This window comes from Chitinophaga sp. 22620, from assembly GCF_052044405.1.
Lineage (GTDB): Bacteria > Bacteroidota > Bacteroidia > Chitinophagales > Chitinophagaceae > Chitinophaga.
Window position 1 is genome coordinate 782,323 of the sequence record NZ_JBQEMV010000001.1, and the last position, 16,982, is coordinate 799,304.

12 protein-coding genes are annotated in these 16,982 nt (G+C 51.2%); 9 read left to right on the top strand and 3 right to left on the bottom strand.

The annotated features are described in order from the left end of the window. The first annotated feature begins 279 nt into the window (after positions 1-279). From ACTJIK_RS03415 to ACTJIK_RS03435, 5 genes are all read left to right on the top strand, one after another. Complete coding sequence (locus ACTJIK_RS03415) at positions 280-3,324, top strand: SusC/RagA family TonB-linked outer membrane protein (protein ID WP_440644898.1); 3,045 nt, start codon at positions 280-282, stop codon at positions 3,322-3,324. A gap of 12 nt (positions 3,325-3,336) precedes the next feature. Beyond that, positions 3,337-4,926 (top strand): RagB/SusD family nutrient uptake outer membrane protein, encoded by a 1,590-nt coding sequence (locus tag ACTJIK_RS03420; protein WP_440644899.1) that lies wholly within the window; start codon positions 3,337-3,339, stop codon positions 4,924-4,926. A 101-nt stretch (positions 4,927-5,027) separates the two neighbouring features. After that, complete coding sequence (locus ACTJIK_RS03425) at positions 5,028-7,061, top strand: beta-L-arabinofuranosidase domain-containing protein (protein ID WP_440644900.1); 2,034 nt, start codon at positions 5,028-5,030, stop codon at positions 7,059-7,061. 189 nt (positions 7,062-7,250) lie between these two features. Next, positions 7,251-7,622, top strand: a complete 372-nt coding sequence (locus ACTJIK_RS03430; protein WP_440644901.1) for a hypothetical protein — start codon at positions 7,251-7,253, stop codon at positions 7,620-7,622. 49 nt (positions 7,623-7,671) lie between these two features. Next, positions 7,672-8,601, top strand: coding sequence for an extracellular catalytic domain type 1 short-chain-length polyhydroxyalkanoate depolymerase (locus ACTJIK_RS03435; protein ID WP_440644903.1), 930 nt, complete (start codon positions 7,672-7,674; stop codon positions 8,599-8,601). A 3-nt stretch (positions 8,602-8,604) separates the two neighbouring features. Here ACTJIK_RS03435 and ACTJIK_RS03440 read toward each other — a convergent pair whose 3' ends face one another. Both ACTJIK_RS03440 and ACTJIK_RS03445 read right to left on the bottom strand, forming a co-directional pair. Then, positions 8,605-9,369: a LytR/AlgR family response regulator transcription factor gene (locus ACTJIK_RS03440; RefSeq protein WP_440644905.1), complete on the bottom strand. Its 765-nt coding sequence runs from the start codon at positions 9,367-9,369 to the stop codon at positions 8,605-8,607. A gap of 11 nt (positions 9,370-9,380) precedes the next feature. Next, positions 9,381-10,373 carry a sensor histidine kinase gene (locus ACTJIK_RS03445; RefSeq protein ID WP_440644907.1) on the bottom strand — a complete coding sequence of 331 codons (993 nt, stop codon included), beginning with the start codon at positions 10,371-10,373 and terminating at the stop codon, positions 9,381-9,383. Between the two features lie 193 nt (positions 10,374-10,566). On the opposite strand from ACTJIK_RS03445, the gene ACTJIK_RS03450 reads away from it, so the two are divergent. Next, complete coding sequence (locus ACTJIK_RS03450) at positions 10,567-10,797, top strand: hypothetical protein (RefSeq protein ID WP_440644908.1); 231 nt, start codon at positions 10,567-10,569, stop codon at positions 10,795-10,797. Between the two features lie 4 nt (positions 10,798-10,801). Next, a complete protein-coding gene (locus ACTJIK_RS03455; protein WP_440644909.1) occupies positions 10,802-11,569 on the top strand; it encodes a sterol desaturase family protein in 768 nt (255 codons plus the stop codon). Here the strand turns inward: ACTJIK_RS03455 and ACTJIK_RS03460 are convergent. Next, complete coding sequence (locus tag ACTJIK_RS03460; RefSeq protein WP_440644910.1) at positions 11,521-11,976, bottom strand: DoxX family protein; 456 nt, start codon at positions 11,974-11,976, stop codon at positions 11,521-11,523. The two genes, ACTJIK_RS03455 and ACTJIK_RS03460, sit on opposite strands and share 49 nt — an antisense overlap. Before the next feature lie 282 nt (positions 11,977-12,258). Here ACTJIK_RS03460 and ACTJIK_RS03465 point away from each other — a divergent pair, with 282 nt between their 5' ends. Beyond that, entirely contained in the window at positions 12,259-15,039 is a 2,781-nt protein-coding gene (locus ACTJIK_RS03465; RefSeq protein WP_440644911.1) for a type I restriction endonuclease subunit R, read from the top strand. Between the two features lie 48 nt (positions 15,040-15,087). Continuing rightward, positions 15,088-16,956, top strand: a complete 1,869-nt coding sequence (locus tag ACTJIK_RS03470; RefSeq protein ID WP_440644912.1) for a restriction endonuclease subunit S — start codon at positions 15,088-15,090, stop codon at positions 16,954-16,956. Positions 16,957-16,982 lie beyond the last annotated feature (26 nt).

Genomic DNA, 16,982 nt, shown 5'->3' on the forward strand with positions numbered 1-16,982 from the left:
GATCTTATCAAAAATAGCTAAAACGCCCGCAAAACACCATGGAGCAATAACCGTGATACAAATTGGCAGGATTTTGATACGCGGTGTTAAGCCCGCGATTTTTTTATCGCTTTATTTTGACCCTGCCTGATGCATTCCGCTGAATACGCAGCAAACAACCAAAATATACCACGTCGTGCAAGATGTCCAAACGCCGCCTGTTTCACGGAAAGATACCGTGAAATGTGCCGCTGAATGTCCTGCTCAACTTTACAATTATTCACCAAATAGCTGACCGTTATGAAAAGAAGCTTACCTCTCCAGCCCGGTTGGATCAAAATTGTGGGCGCCACATTTTTCCAGCTGGCTATTGTATCCGTTCCCTGCCTTGAAAGTACGGCCAGGCCGGTTTCCACCGCCTTTTCCGGGAGCGCGGCGCCCCGTCCCTATTACCAGCAGGTAAATGTTTCCGGAACAGTTACAGACGAATCAGGCACGCCGCTGCCCGGCGTAGGCGTGCGGGTGAAAGGCTCCGGTACCGGCGCCGCCACCGATGCCGCGGGCAGGTACAGTATTAATATTCCCGGCGGCCAGGTCATACTCGTTTTTAGTTACATCGGCTTCACACCGCAGGAAATTGCGGTAGGCAGCAGGACCACCGTGAACGTACGGCTGGTGGCCAAAGAAACCTCTCTCAATGCCGTGGTGGTAGTGGGATACGGCACGCAGAAACGCGAGCGGGTAACAACGGCCATCGCCAGCGTAAAATCTGAAAACTTTGTAAAAGGAGCAGTGCAGGACGCCGCGCAGCTGGTGCGCGGTAAAGTGGCCGGCCTCAACGTGATAACGCCAGACGCCAATCCCACAGGCACGGCGCAGATCAACCTCCGCGGTATCACCACCCTCGCGTCCGGCACTTCGCCGCTGGTGCTGATAGACGGTGTGCCGGGAACGCTTACCACGGTTGCGCCGGAAGACATCGAATCGATCGATGTGCTGAAAGACGGCTCTGCCGCGGCGATCTATGGTACCAGGGGTACGAACGGCGTTATCCTCATCACCACCAGGAAAGTGAATGGCGAAACCCCGGCTACGTTGGAGGTGAACAGTTATATTACCACGCAAAAGATCACGAGAAGGCTGGACTTTATGAGTGCCGGTGAATACCGTGAGCTCGTGGCCCAGGGCAAGCCGGGCGCGTTCGATTATGGCGCGGATACGGACTGGATGGATGAGATCACCCGCACGCCTATTTCACAGGTATACAATATCAGCCTCCGCGGCGGATCGCAGAACACAAGCTACATCGCCAACCTGAACTATCGCAGCATGGAAGGCCTGGTGCTGCGGTCGGACAACAAAATGCTGTACCCCCGCATTGAAGTGAACCACCGGATGTTCGGCGGCAAGCTGCGCCTTAATGCGAACCTGAGCGGCTACCAGCAGACGTTCTTCGCCGGTACAGACGGCGGCAGCTACCGCGGCGACGTGTACCGCAATGGCATGACCTACAATCCCACCGACCCGGTGAAAGATGCAAACGGTAACTGGACCGAGCATACGGACAAAACGGCCTATGCCAACCCCGTGTCGCTGCTGATGGAAACCGACGGCAAGAACCAGAACAGCAACCTCAGAACGCTGGGAACGGTTACGTATTCCCCCATCAAAGGCCTGGACCTGATGATCCTCGGTTCGCGCGACCTTAACAACAGCGTGCGCGGTTATTATGAAAGCAAACGCCATTACTCCACCCTGCGCGATGGCAGGAACGGCTACGCTTCGCGCGGCACTACCCGCTCGGAAGAAAATCTCCTGGAGCTGACGGCCAATTACCAGAAAACGGTCAATGCCCACGACTTCACCGCGCTCGCCGGTTACAGCTGGCGGGAAACCAATTACCAGGATTACTGGATGCAGAACTGGGACTTCCCTACCGATGATTTCTCCTATAACAACATGGGCGCCGGCCTTGCGCTGGCCCGTGGCGAGGCGCCGCAGAGCTCTTACCAGAGCAGCAACAAGCTGGTCGGTTATTTCTTCCGCCTCAACTACAGTCTGCACAACAAATACCTGCTGATGGCGAGCATCCGCCGGGAAGGTTCTTCAAAATTCGGCCTGAACAACAAGTACGGCAACTTTCCGGCGATCTCCGCGGGATGGAACATCAGTAACGAAAACTTCCTGAAAGGTTCCAAGGTGATTAGCGCGCTGAAGCTGCGCGGCGGTTTCGGTATCACCGGCACCGAGCCCAATACGCCTTACATGTCGCTGAACCGTCTCAACTTTGACACTTACATGCTCATCGACGGGCAATGGGTACAGGTGATCAATCCCTCCACCAATGCGAATCCCGACCTGCGCTGGGAAAAGAAGGAAGAGTCGAATATCGGGATTGATTATGGTTTCTGGAACAACCGCCTGACCGGTTCGCTGGACCTCTACAGGCGCGTGACGCGCGATCTTTTGATGGATTACTCCGTGCCCACGCCGCCCTACCTCTACAACACCATCCGCGCGAACGCGGCTTCCATGGAGAACAAAGGCATAGAATTCCAGGTGAACTTTGCGGCGATCGACCAGAAAGACCTGAAGTGGAACACCTCTGTGAACTATTCCACCAACCGGAACAAGCTGCTTTCGCTGTCCGATAAAAATTTCCAGCTCGCCGCCGGCTTCTTCGACGCGGGCACCACGGAAGAGCCCATCCAGCAGCCCATTGCGCGCATTCAGATCGGGCAGCCGGTGGGGAACTTCTGGGGATTCAGATCCGTTGATATCGACGACCGGGGTTACTGGATCATCGAGGGGAAAGACGGCAAGCCCAAACCCATCGCTGATCAGCAGGCAGACGACAAGCAGGTGCTCGGCAACGGCCTGCCCAAACATTACCTGAACTTCAACAACAGCCTCAGCTATAGGAATTTCGACCTGAACGTGACCATGCGCGGCGCCTTCGGGTTCCAGATACTGAACACGCCCCGCATGTTCTACGCCGCGCCGGTGATGCTCACGCGGGGTAACCTGCTCAGGTCCGCTTACGATAACATCTATGGCAAACGCCCTCTGGCGGACGACCAGTCGCTCAACTACCTGAGCTATTACGTGGAGCAGGGCGATTACTGGAAGATAGACAACGTGACGGTCGGGTATAACATCAGCCTGAAGGGCACGCCGTTCAAAGCGTTGCGGGTATATGCCTCCGGCTCCAACCTGGCCACTTTCACGAAATATTCCGGCGTGGATCCCGAGGTAGGCGTTACAGGCCTCACGCCGGGGCTGGACGACAGGAACCGTTACCCCGCCACTACCACGTTTACACTGGGCGCTTCTTTCACCTTATAATTGACACCGATCATGAAACTGATAAAACAATACATCCTGGCCCTCGTTATCCCGGTAACGCTTGGCGCCTGCAATAATGATCTTGACGAAATCGTGTACTCGGACGTAACCGAACAGAATTACACCTACGAAAGCGCCACCGCCGCCATGGGTATCGTGTACGCCAATATGAGGAGCCTGTTTGGCCACACCAATTTTTACATGGTGCAGGAAACCACTTCAGACGAGCTGGTGATGCCGGCCAATCCCTCGGGCTGGGACGATGGCGGGGTTTTCAAAAGGATGCACCTGCATACCTGGAATTCGGAGAACCCGCAGCTGCTCAATATGTGGAACGTGTTGTACCGCGGCGTGACCAATGCCAACCGGGTGATATCGCAGCTGGAATCCGGCAAGGTGCCTACTCCTTCGGGTGAGAGCACCGCATCACTGGTGGCGGAGATGCGAGCTGCCAGGGCTTTTTTCTACTGGCTGATCTGCGATAATTTCGGCGATGCGCCGCTGGTGACCACCACCACTACCGAACTGCCGGATAAGGCCGCGCGCAAAGAGATATACGATTTTATTGTAGCCGAACTGACCGCCGCCATGCCGGACCTGAGCGTGGAAACGGGCAGGCCGGTGCACGGGCGTTTCAACAGGTGGGCGGCGAAAGCTTTGCTGGCCAATATTTACCTCAATGCCCAGGTGTACACCGGCGAAGCGAAATGGGCCGACTGCCTCCGCGAATGCAACGATATTATCGGCAGCAACAAATATTCCCTGGAAACGAATTACCGCAATGTGTTCGCCACCCAGAACGAAAATTCCGCGGAGATCGTGCTGGCCGTTCCTTTCGATGAGAACCGCGGTGGCGGCTTTTTTGTGGATATGTTCTCCTGGCATGCCGCGCTGCGCGACAAACGCGCCATGCAGGTAACGCCCTGGGGTTCCGGCTCCGCGATGGGCATATCCCAGTTTATAGACACTTACGACCCGGCAGACAAGCGCCTGGCCGATACCTGGCTGATGGGCGCACAGTTCGCGCTGGACGGGGTGACCCCTTTGAAAGGCTCTTACGACAAAGCGGGGCAGAACCTCGTGTTTACCAAGAACCTGCCTGACGGCCTGTTCACCGGCGAATCCGAAGGGTACCGGCAGAACAAGTTCGAGATCAAAGTGGGCGCCCGTTTTGACCTTAGTAACGATTTTCCCTTCTTCCGCTATTCACAGGTGCTGATGATGAAAGCCGAATGCATGATGCGTTCCGGTGACGCCAATGGCGCCGCGCAGATCGTGACGGACGTTCGCAGGCGCAACTTCAGCGATCCGGCCAAAGCCATCGTTACCGGCGCATCACTGCTGGCCAATACCCGCTACCGGTATGGGTATGTGGAAAATTACGTGATGGTGGACGCCGGCAATACCGATCCCGTACAATTCGGCGGGTTCATGGATGAGCTGGGCTGGGAATTTGCATGGGAGGCGCAGCGCCGCAGGGACAACATCCGGTTCGGGGTGTTCACCAAAAAGAGCTGGCTCTCGCATAAACCGCAGGGCGCAGGCAGGGCGGTGTTTATGATCCCGCAGTCCGCTGTTAACTCTAATCCTAAACTTCAGTAATAAATTATTACTTTATGTGAAGCCGATTCTGGCAAACGGGCCCGCACCGTTGCGTACAGCCCGTTTGCCTTTTAAGGCGCGTGTATACTAAAATGCAGAATATGAGATTACTATTGATGCTGTCTGTTGTTTGTACCGGCTGGATGTTGCAGGCAACGGCGCAGGAGAAAAAGAACGGAACGGTCACAACGATCAGGAGCCGCGCCCCTTTGCGGCAGAATCCTTACATGGAACTGCCGCTCGGCGCCATCAGGGCGGAAGGCTGGCTGAAAGAAATGCTGCTGCGCCAGAAAAGCGGGGCAACGGGCAACCTGGACAAGCTGTACCCCGCGGTGATGAGCAACCGCAACGGATGGCTGGGTGGCGATGGCGACCAGTGGGAGCGCGGCCCCTACTGGATAGACGGCCTGCTGCCGCTGGCTTATATCCTTAACGACAAGGAACTCATCGCCAAAACCAAACCCTGGGTGGAATGGGCGCTCAACAGCCAGCAGCCGGACGGGTACTTCGGTCCTTCTAAAGATTATGGCCCTGAGCCGGGCGTGCAGCGGGACAACAGCCGCGACTGGTGGCCGAAGATGGTGATGCTGAAAGTGCTCAAACAATATTATTCCGCCACCGGCGATAAAAGGGTCATTCAGCTGATGACCAATTATTTCCGTTACCAGCTGAAAGAGCTGCCCGCCAAACCCCTGGACCACTGGACGTTCTGGGCGAGATACCGCGGCGGCGATAACCTGATGGTCGTATATTGGCTCTACAACATCACCGGCGATGCTTTCCTGCTGGAGCTGGGAGAGCTTATTCACAAACAAACCTTCGATTACACCACCGCCTTCCTTGAAAGGAATATGCTCACCACCCAGGGGAGCATCCACTGCGTGAACCTGGCGCAGGGTATCAAGGAACCGCTTATCTATTACCAGCGCCACCCCGAGCAGAAATACCTGGATGCAGTGAAGACCGGCTTTGCGGACATCCGCAAATTCAATGGCATGGCGCACGGGCTGTATGGCGGCGACGAAACCCTTCACGGCAACAATCCCACGCAGGGTTCTGAATTTTGCTCGGCCGTAGAAATGATGTTCTCGCTGGAAAACATGCTTGAGATCACGGGCCAGCCCGGCTTTGCGGATCACCTGGAGAAGGTGGCCTTCAACGCGTTGCCCGCGCAGGCCACGGACGACTTCATGTACCGCCAGTACTTCCAGCAAGCCAACCAGGTGATGGCCACGAACAAGATGCGCAACTTCGAAACGAACCACGACGGCACGGACCTTTGTTATGGCCTCCTTTCCGGCTTCCCCTGCTGCACGGCCAACATGCACCAGGGCTGGCCGAAGTTCACCCAGAACCTCTGGTACGCCACGGCGGACGGCGGCCTTGCCGCGCTGGTATATTCCCCCAGCGAAGTAAAAGCGGAGGTAGCCGGCGGTGTAGGAGTGACATTCAAAGAAGAAACGAATTATCCTTTCAGCGAAGACATTAAATTCACGCTCACCATGGCGAAGAGATCCGCCAAAGCGAGCTTTCCTTTTCACCTGAGAATACCCGCATGGTGCAAAAGCGCATCCATCAAGATCAATGGCGAAACCTGGAAACAGGCGGAAGGCGACCAGGTGGTGAAGATCGAACGGGAATGGGCATCCGGCGATGTGGTGGAGCTGACCTTGCCGATGCATATTTTCCGGAACACCTGGCAGGAGAATTCCATTTCCATCGAGCGGGGTCCTCTTACTTATGGCCTGAAGATCGGCGAGGAAATGAAGCTGGTCAAAAATCCGAACCCTCCCGGCTCCTATGGCGGCGAGTCGTTCTACGAAGTGCGTCCCACCACGCCCTGGAACTACGGTCTTATCCAAACCGGCCGCGACAAGATGGAAGAGCAATACAAAGTGGAGAAGAGCGGCACCGTGAGCAAGTACCCCTGGAACCTGGAGAATGCGCCCGTCAGCATCCGGACCAAAGCACGGCGTATCCCTTCATGGCAGCTGTACAACGAAATGGCGGGCCCGCTGCCGTTCAGCGTCACGTACCGTTTCGAGTCCGAGAAGGACGAAGAAGAGATCATTCTCGTGCCGTATGGTTGCACTAACCTGAGGATATCGCAGTTCCCGGTGGTGAACAGGCGGTGATGACCGGCTCAGGCATTGAAAAATAATAATAGTCAGGATCCGCGCTTGCCGCGGATCTTGCCGTTTTAGGCAATGCCGGATTGTGCTATTAGGGGCCTGTTGTCTTTTGATCGGCTATTTTGTCCTGTTAATATGGTTTCCTGTTTTTATGATCCGGTGCATGATCGAATTTTGAAAAAAAACAAACTCATGAAATCACTATTCAGAATCATGTTTCTGCTGCTGGCTGTTCTTTCGCCGGCATTTGTAAACGCCCAATCCAAATTACCGGAGGAGAAGAAAAAAGAATTGCAGGAAAGGTTTGAGACCTACAAAACGCAGCTGAACCTGACGGAGGATCAGCAGGAAAAAGTGAAGGTCATCAATACTGCATACTTCGAAGAACTGGCCGGAATAAAAGAATCCGGGGGATCAAAACTAGCAAAGCTGAAAGCCTTCCGGAAGATAAGCGACAAGCACGATAAGGAAATGAAAGGGGTGCTGGATAAGAACCAATATAACACGTACAAAAAAATGCAACAGGAAATGAAGGAGGAAATGAAAAGTAAAAGAAGGGGATGATGGACTTCAGTTCCGGATTTGAGCACACAGTTAACAATAAAGCATACAAATGAAAACGATCATCAAAGTGATATCGGGCACGTTATTGCTGGGCATTTCGCAGCTGGCAGGGGGATGTAAAAAGGACTCCACGCCACCGGCGCGGAATTTTGAGGCCACGATAGACGTGAATGGCCTGCGCCGTAATTATATAGTGAACCTTCCGCCTGCATACCATGAAGATACGGCCACGTATGCGCTGGTCATAGGCCTGCATGGTACCGGCGGCAATGCCAGACAATTTGAAGAGCATTACGGGTTTTCGCAAAAAGCCGACGAGGCCGGGTTCATCGCGGTATACCCAAATGGGGTGACTGGTAACGGTACAATGAGCATCCGCACCTGGAATGCGGGCAGCTGCTGCGATTATGCGATGAGGAAAAACATAGCGGACGTACAATTTATCAGTACCCTTATCGATAAAATGATCAACAGCTACCGCGTTGATCCGAAGCGGGTGTATGTAACGGGGATGTCCAACGGCGGTATGATGGCTTACCGTCTCGCCGCGGAATTGCCGGGCAAGATCGCTGCCATTGCACCGGTGAGCAGCACCATGGTGCACAGCCCGCCGGCCACGCAGGCGCGCGCGGTGCCTATCCTTCATCTGCATTCAATACTGGACGAGATTGTGCCGTATTACGGCGGCAGCAACCGGCTGGGTTATTATTTCCCGCCGGTGGATTCGGTGCTGCGGATATGGAGCCTGCGGAACGGGTACAACCCCGGGCAGCAGGTAATTGTTGACGACGGGCGGTATAAACTTGTTCAGTGGATGGATGGAAACGGAGAACCGTCTATCGTGCATTACCTTACCAAAGACGGCGGGCATTCCTGGCCGGGAGGCCAGCGGGCGCGGCAGCGGGCCGATCCGCCTTCGCAGGTGATAGACGCGAACGACCTGATCTGGGAGTTCTTCAGCCGTCATAAGCTGGAATAGGTTTCAACGTTGCATCCATGCCATCAACTCCGGGGCTTTCATTTTGCTGATAATGACAGGCTCCGGAGTTTCTATGTTCAGTTTCAGGATCAGCCGGCGGTTAAAAAAATATTCGGCCATCATCACTACGTCGCGGTTCACGAGGTATTGCCGGTTGGCCCTGAAGAACCTGGCGGGGTCCAGCTGGGGTTCCAGGTCGTCCAGCACTTCGTTGATCAGGTAGAATTGTTTGTTTTTGGTGCAGACCTTTACGACGCCGCCCACAGAATGGATAAAAGCGATATCCGCTGTTTTTACCGGGATGATCTTCTCGTTGCTGAACACCAGGATCCCGCTTTTGTAGGCGGGTTGCAGCTTTGCCAGCACTGCTTCCAGTTGTGTGTAATCCATGTTGTTTTTCGGGGTCATCCACTGTTTCATCTGTTCGTATTTCCGGAGGCTGGCGGCCAGCTTGTTTTCGTCTATCGGCTTCAGCAGGTAATCGATACCATATGTGCCGAAAGCTTCGATGGCATAGGTATCGAAGGCGGTGCAGAAAATAACGGGGCAGGTGATGTTTACGGACCGGAAGATCTCGAAGCTCAGGCCGTCCGCCAGCTGGATGTCTGATAAGATCAGCTGGGGCGAGGGGTTGTTCTTGAACCAGTCTACCGCTGCTTTTACGGACGGAATAATGGCGGATACTACCAGCCTGTCGTCCAGCCGCTGGATCATATTCTTCAGCTCCCTTGCTGTTTTGGCTTCGTCTTCTATGATCAGGATATTCATGTTGCCGGGCTTTATGTTATCAATGGAATGCGTACGGTGAAACGGGTACCAGTTTCTTCGACGATGATGTTCAGGCCTGCCAGCAGCTGGTATCTTTCCATGATATTCCTTAAGCCGCTGCCCAGGCTGTTCCTTACCAGGTTCCTCTTTTGCAGGGAATTGCTTACTGTCAGCCATCCATCTTCATTGGTACAGATGCTGATAGAGAGAGGGTTTTCGGTGGTGGCGACATTGTGCTTCACGGCGTTCTCTATCAGCAGCTGCAAGCTGGCCGGCGGCAATTTTTTCTGCCATGCATCTTCGGAAATATCGATCCGGGTTACCAGCGCGTCTTCGAACCGTTCTTTTAAAATATAAAGATAGGCTTCGGTAAAATCCAGTTCCGCCCGTAACGGAACCAGGTCTGCCATGCGGTTGCTCAGCAGGTACCGGTAAACTTCAGACAGCCGTTGTATAAATTCCCGCGGGGCCTGTTCCTGCACCATGCTCTGCAGGGTGCCGAGGGAGTTGAACAGGAAATGCGGGCTTACCTGTTCCTGGAGGAGGCTTAACCGGGCCTGCAGGTTTTCCTGTTTCAGCCGTTCGTTCTCCAGCTCGGAGTGACGTTTCAATTCCGACATCCTAAGCAGGTAAGCGATGAAGTATAAAAAACCGCCGATAACAAATCCGCGTGTCAGCAGGAGGACGCTGACGGCGTTCATGCCTTTGGGAACCGCGTCTATGCGGTTGCGCACTTCCGCGAAATTCCTGGTGATGGTAATGGGGAGAAGAGAGATCAGCATACAGCCAGCCACCGCTGCAATGGCTTTCCAGCCGTAATTCGCAGGCTTTTTGGACTGGAGGATGTATTGCACCAGCAGCCAACTTAAAAATACGTTCACAAAAGAAATGGTGAACGAGAGCAGCGATGCCCCGATATTTTCCCGGTTCAGCCGGAGCGCATACCCCAGCAACGCTATAAAAAGCGATATGACGAGTCCGGTGAGCGGGTAAAATTTCTTCATAGTACGAAAATACCAAATGATCCGACAGGGTGTGCCTAGCCGCTTATGAAGCGGACAATAAAACAGATGAGCATGGCAAAGGGCGTGGTTTTTCAACATTCGATTTGTCCTTTTCATGGTGCCGCATCCTTTTTATGATGCCCTGCTGTGATAGTTTTGCTGTAATGTCTTTTAAAATTTAAACAGGAAAACCATGAAAAGATTAATTATTCCGCTGGCCGCGGCGTTGATTTTCCCCGCTTATGCAGCAAAGGCGCAGGCGGTAATTGTAAAGCGTTCCGTATGCCGGGCAGTTATGGTGGCGCCCCGGGTGGTTATTGCTCCGCGCCCGGTGGTGGCAGTCCGGCCCATAGTTGTGAGGCCCGTGCCGGTTGTGCTTCCGCCAGCCAGGATAGTGTTCAGAAAAACCGTGATCTATAAATAGCAAAATGGAAAGATCATCTTACAAGATATGGATAGCGGGCGTGCTGTTTATTCTCATCCTCGCGGAAATGATATGGAGCTGGCGGCACGATAAAAGAGCCTACCAGGTAAAGGAAACGCTTACAAACCTGGGTATTATGGCCGGTTTCCAGCTGTCCAAGCTGCTGTTTGCCGGGTGGCAGCTGGGCGTGCTCAGCTGGGCCTACCGTTACCGGCTATTCGATTTTGAGCCCGGCTTGGTACTGTTCATCGGCACTTTCCTGCTGAGTGATTTCGTTTATTACTGGTTCCACCGTGCCTCGCATGCCTGGAAACCGCTATGGGCCTTTCATCTCATTCACCATTCCAGCCCCTGGATGAACCTGACCACCTCGTACCGGCTCAACTGGTTCTCGGCCGCCGTTACCCCGTTCTTTTATATCCCGATGGCCCTGCTGGGATTTCCGCCGCTGATGATCGCATTGTCCGTAGGACTGAATCTCCTGTACCAGTTTTTGATGCATACCGAAGCCATCGGCAAGCTCGGCAAGCTGGAAGGCATTATCGACACGCCTTCCGCCCACCGCGTGCATCATGGCTGCAACCCCCTGTACATCGATAAGAACTTCGGCGGCGTACTTATGCTGTGGGACCAACTGTTCGGCACTTACCAGCCTGAGACAGAGAAAGTACGGTATGGTATCACGACGGGTTTTGTAAGCCATAACCCGTTTGTGTTGGTGTTTCATGGGTTTGTAGATTTGTTCCGGGGGAGGATGAAGCATAAGGGGTGAGCTTTCTTATTCATTTGGTAGGCTACCCGGCTGAAATTCGCAGGGTATAGCTGTCTGAACATCGCGTAGGTAATACTTACCATTACAAACGCCACTACAGCGTCTACCGCAGATACTGGTTCCAGCACGCTTAGTTTTGAGAAGAAGGCGAAGATGATGTCGAAGAATATGCCGGCGAATACCCACTCCTTCAGCCTGAGCAGTCTGTGTGGCGTTAGCAGCACGATAATGCCCGAAAGCTTGGCCACGCCGAGGATATAAATGAAATGCGGCGGATAGCCCAGTTGCACGGTTATGCCCCATACGATCGGGTTCCTGGTTAATTCGAAGAAACCGCTGGCGCCGAACCATAAGGAGGTTAATATTGCGCCTGTCCAGTAGATGATTTGTGTTGTTTTTAAGTTCATGATTTGCTGGTTATATTGTGTTTGGTGATACGAAGGTGGGGTGGAACCAGCGGGGGAGGAAGGGGATTTCGGGGAAGTGGACAGATTGGGGGGTGGGGTGGGCGGAAATGGGGAGTTTGAAGAGCAGCAAACAAGATTAAATAATTTCTGGAATCTTGGCTATGCCTGTTTAAACTTGGCTTGTCTACCTCTACTAAAGAATTTTCCAAACTGATATGTCACGCGTGTTGTAAACACATTATCACCTTTTTATCTATATTCGCAAGTACCTTATCCCCATGTATGAATCAGCATCCCGAACAAAAAGCCCGTGACCGGATAGATCAACTCCTGCTAGAAAGCGGCTGGATCATCCAGGACTATGCTAAATTGAATCTGGCCGCTGGACCCGGCGTCGCCATCAGAGAATACCCGACCGATGTAGGCCCGGCCGACTATGCTTTGTTTGTGAACAAAACGGCTGTGGGCATTATCGAAGCGAAACGTGAAGAAGAGGCTGTGCATCTGACTTCCCATGAAAATCAAACCGAGGGCTACGCTTCTGCCAAATTCAAATATGTTGGTGATGCAAAAATCCATTTTGCCTACGAAAGCACCGGTGAATTGACCCGCTTCACTGACTACCGCGACAAAAAGCCCCGCTCCCGACCAGTATTTACCTTCCATCGGCCCGAAACATTCGCGGGCTGGCTAAAGAATGAGACTTCGTTGCGCACCCGGCTTCACGATATCCCGGTCCTGCCTACGGATGGTCTCCGGGACTGCCAGATCACGGCTATCAACAACCTGGAGTCTTCCTTCAAACAAGCCCGTCCCAAAGCACTGATCCAAATGGCCACTGGGAGTGGTAAGACTTTCACGGCAATTACTTTCATTTACCGCCTGCTGAAATATGCCAAGGCTGGTAGAATTCTGTTTCTGGTAGATACCAAGAACCTTGGCGAACAGGCAGAACAGGAGTTCATGTCATATCTCCCAAACGATGACAACCGCAAGTTTACAGAACTTTACCCCGTCACAAGGCTAAAAAGCAGCTACGTTCCATCCGATAACAAAGTCTATATTTCCACCATCCAGCGGATGTACTCCATCTTGAAAGGAACCGAGCTGGATGAAAGCGCAGAAGAGGACAATCCCAACGAACATGCCATAGCCAGAGAGCCGCTTCCTGTTGTCTACAATGAAAAAATACCGATCGAGTTCTTCGATTTTATCGTGGTTGACGAATGCCATCGCAGCATTTACAATCTCTGGAAACAGGTGCTGGATTATTTTGATGTGTTCCAGATCGGCCTGACAGCAACCCCAGATAACCGTACTTTCGGCTATTTCAATCAAAACCTGGTAAGCGACTATGGATACGAAAAAGCCGTTGTTGATGGCGTACTGGTCCCCTACAATGTATTCAATATCGAAACGAAAATCACCCGGAACGGCGCCAGGATAGAGATGGGGGAAATGGTGGACAAGCGCGAGCGCCTCACCAGGAGGAAATTCTGGGAAGCCCTCGACGAAGAGGTTGAATACAGGGGCAAGCAGCTGGACAGGGACATTGTCAATAAAAGCCAGATCCGGATTATCATCCGGACAGTAAGGGATCAACTACCGGGAATGTTCCCTGACAGATTTGACAAAGACGGGAAATTTGAAGTCCCCAAGATGCTTATTTTTGCCAAGACGGACAGCCATGCGGAGGATATTATTGAAATCGTCCGGGAAGAATTCGGGGAGGAGAATAAATTCTGTAAAAAAATCACTTACCAGAGCAAGGAGGATCCAAAAACGGTCCTGAACCTGTTCCGGAACGGCTACTACCCCCGCATAGCGGTAACAGTAGATATGATTGCCACGGGAACCGATATTCGTCCGCTCGAAATCCTGCTTTTCATGCGGGACGTGAAAAGCAAAAGTTACTACGAGCAGATGAAAGGCAGAGGCACGCGCACCTGTTCGCTGGAGCAATTAAAGAGTTCCGGTACACCTTCGGCTAAATTCACGAAGGATCATTTCGTGATAATTGATGCCATTGGAGTGGAACAAAGCCAGAAGACGGATAGCCGCCCGTTGGAAAAAAATCCCGGGATGAGCCTAAAAGATGTGCTGCACCATGTGGCGATGGGAAATACATCCGAAGAAATCCTGACCACGTTGGCAAACCGGCTTATCCGCCTCGACAAACAGATCAATGAGCGGGAAAAGGAGGAGTTCACCCGGCTGTCCGGTGGGAAAAACATCAGTCAGATTGCTCGGCAATTGCTGTATGTACATGATCCGGACACAAAAGATCAAATTGGCAGCCAGGTACGGCGCGATCATCCCGATGCAACGCAGCAGGAATTGGACCAGCTGTTCAAGGAAAAACATGAGTCTATCATCAGCGAGGCTACAGCTGCGTTCAACAACCCGGACTTTCGCGAATTTATCGTGGATGTACGGAAAAAGTATGACCAGGTTCTGGACCATGTGAATTTGGACGAAGTCACTGGTATGGGATGGGTAAAAGATCAACAATCGGCCGCTGCTGGCACGATCAGCGACTTTACCGCCTGGATAGAGGCACACAAAGATGAGATTACTGCCCTGCAGATATTCTACAATCAGCCCTATCGACGCAGGGAACTGACGTACAGCATGATCAAAGATCTTTGCGAAAAGATCAAAATTGAGCGTCCGCAATTGGCACCGGAACACGTATGGAGGGCTTATCAGCAACTGAAGCTCGTGGAGGGATCCGCCAAAAACGAACTGGTTGCCCTGGTAAGCATCATCCGGAACATCACCGGCATCGATGAAAAGCTAACTATGTACGATAAAACCGTGGACAGAAACTTCCAACAATGGATACTTCGGCAGAACGCCGGGCAACATAACCGGTTCACCGAGGAGCAAATGCAATGGTTGAGAATGATAAAGGACTATATTGCGGGGAGTTTTCATGTGGAGAAGGATGATTTTGAGCTCGATCCGTTTAATAGGAATGGGGGTTTGGGGAGGTTTTATCAGTTGTTTGGGGGGGAATATGAGAGGGTGTTGGATGAGTTGAATGAGATTTTAGTGGCATGATAATTATAAACGAAGTAAGTACTATGATAGCGATAAACTTGTTTACCAATGAATTTGAAAAATAGTGTTACTAATCATATAAAAGGTTGGAAAATTGTACCGCTTCATGTTGCAGTTAAGATATTGGACAACTTAAGAAAACCGGTTAGTGCAGAAGAAAGGAAAGATAGAATTGCGGGAAAAAACTTAAAGGAACTTTTTCCTTACTATGGTGCGACAGGTCAAGTTGGTTTGATAGATGGATTTATTACAGAGGGAGAATTTGTGTTAATAGGTGAAGACGGCGCTCCTTTTTTAGATCGGTCTAAAAACAAGGCTTATATTATAAATGGTAAAACGTGGGTGAATAATCACGCTCATGTTCTTCAGGGCATTGAAAATATTTCTATCAATAGTTATATTTTATATTATTTAAATTCAATTGAATATAAACCCTACGTTAATGGTACTACAAGGTTAAAGTTAACGAAAGGAAGCCTCTCAAATATTCCTATACCTCTTCCTTCAATACATATTCAGCAAGCTATCGTCTCCAAAATAGAAGAACTCTTCAGCGAGCTAGATAAAGGCATTGAGCAATTGAAGATTGCGCAACAGCAACTCAAAACATATCGGCAAGCGGTCTTGAAATGGGCATTTGAAGGAAAATTAACTAACGACGCATCTATTCAGGAAGGGTTACCGCCTGGCTGGCAATGGATAAAGAGTGGAGATTTATTTGAATTTGTAACTAGTGGATCCAGAGGCTGGGCAAAATACTACTCCCAATCAGGTTCAATATTCTTACGTATAACTAATCTAGACTTTGATTCACTTGATTTAGATTTGGATGAGAATAAAATACAGTATGTCGAATTACCTGTTAACACAGAGGGTGTAAGAACAAAGGTGAAGGAAGGGGATTTCTTGTTTTCAATCACCGGTTATCTCGGTATGTTCGCAATCGCTTCCAAACTTGAAAATGCGTATGTAAATCAACATATTGCACTATGTAGACCAAAGCCAGGATTCAATAAAAAGTTTGTGGGGTATTGGATTATTTCTAAATCAGGAGGGCATCGTCATCTTAATGCGATGACAAAGGGCGCGACAAAAGCTGGATTAAGCCTGGATAATATTAAGAACTTCCCTATTCCACTTCCTTCTCTTGACGAGCAAAATCAAGTCGTTTTGGAAATTGAAACAAGATTAAGCATTGTTTCAAAAAACGAAGGATTAATAGATCAGGCAATCCAACAATCCGTATCCCTCCGCCAAAGCATCCTCAAAATGGCATTCGAAGGCCGACTGACCGAAACATCGACGTTGGGATCAGTCGAAGCCTCGGTCAAAGAGATCCCTGAAGAGCGGAAAGTCCTCGCAGCCAGGATCATTCACATGTTTGAGAAAGACAAGAACTTTGGTCTGACAAAATTCCAGAAGGTTTTCTACCTGGCCGAAAACCATGCGCAGGTCCCCTATGACACACATTACATTAAAGAAACTGCGGGCCCCTACGACAGAGATTTTACAAGAGCCTTCAGGCAGGAAATGCAACAAGAAGACTGGGTTCAGGAAGAACAGCGTGGCAATAAAACTAGGCTGTTACCCGGAGATAATATCGGGAAACTGGAAAAAGAGTACGCAAAATATTTCCGCAGCAAGAGTAAGCAGATTGTCTTTGTCATTGAGCAATTAATGGCAAAATCCACACATGAAGCCGAACTGATTGCCACTCTCTACGCAGTTTGGAATAACCGGCTTATACAAAAGAAGACAGTGAAAGTTGATCATCTGGTAGCTGATTTCTTCAGCTGGTCACCGAAAAAGATCGCAGAATTTCAAAAAGAAGAAATAATCTCAACTTACAAATGGATGAAGGGAATTGATTTTGTTCCAACCGGATTCGGAAAAGTAATTGAAAGCGTCAAAGATTAATCTGGCACCAGTCTAAATTTGCTAGG

Excerpts from the sequence above, each read along its gene's own strand:
- ACTJIK_RS03425 (WP_440644900.1), top strand. The coding sequence starts at position 5,028 with ATGAGATTACTATTGATGCTGTCTGTTGTTTGTACCGGCTGGATGTTG.
- ACTJIK_RS03465 (WP_440644911.1), top strand. The coding sequence starts at position 12,259 with ATGAATCAGCATCCCGAACAAAAAGCCCGTGACCGGATAGATCAACTC.
- ACTJIK_RS03455 (WP_440644909.1), top strand. The coding sequence starts at position 10,802 with ATGGAAAGATCATCTTACAAGATATGGATAGCGGGCGTGCTGTTTATT.
- ACTJIK_RS03470 (WP_440644912.1), top strand. The coding sequence starts at position 15,088 with ATGAATTTGAAAAATAGTGTTACTAATCATATAAAAGGTTGGAAAATT.
- ACTJIK_RS03460 (WP_440644910.1), bottom strand. The coding sequence starts at position 11,976 with ATGAACTTAAAAACAACACAAATCATCTACTGGACAGGCGCAATATTA.
- ACTJIK_RS03440 (WP_440644905.1), bottom strand. The coding sequence starts at position 9,369 with ATGAATATCCTGATCATAGAAGACGAAGCCAAAACAGCAAGGGAGCTG.
- ACTJIK_RS03450 (WP_440644908.1), top strand. The coding sequence starts at position 10,567 with ATGAAAAGATTAATTATTCCGCTGGCCGCGGCGTTGATTTTCCCCGCT.
- ACTJIK_RS03415 (WP_440644898.1), top strand. The coding sequence starts at position 280 with ATGAAAAGAAGCTTACCTCTCCAGCCCGGTTGGATCAAAATTGTGGGC.
- ACTJIK_RS03430 (WP_440644901.1), top strand. The coding sequence starts at position 7,251 with ATGAAATCACTATTCAGAATCATGTTTCTGCTGCTGGCTGTTCTTTCG.
- ACTJIK_RS03435 (WP_440644903.1), top strand. The coding sequence starts at position 7,672 with ATGAAAACGATCATCAAAGTGATATCGGGCACGTTATTGCTGGGCATT.
- ACTJIK_RS03445 (WP_440644907.1), bottom strand. The coding sequence starts at position 10,373 with ATGAAGAAATTTTACCCGCTCACCGGACTCGTCATATCGCTTTTTATA.
- ACTJIK_RS03420 (WP_440644899.1), top strand. The coding sequence starts at position 3,337 with ATGAAACTGATAAAACAATACATCCTGGCCCTCGTTATCCCGGTAACG.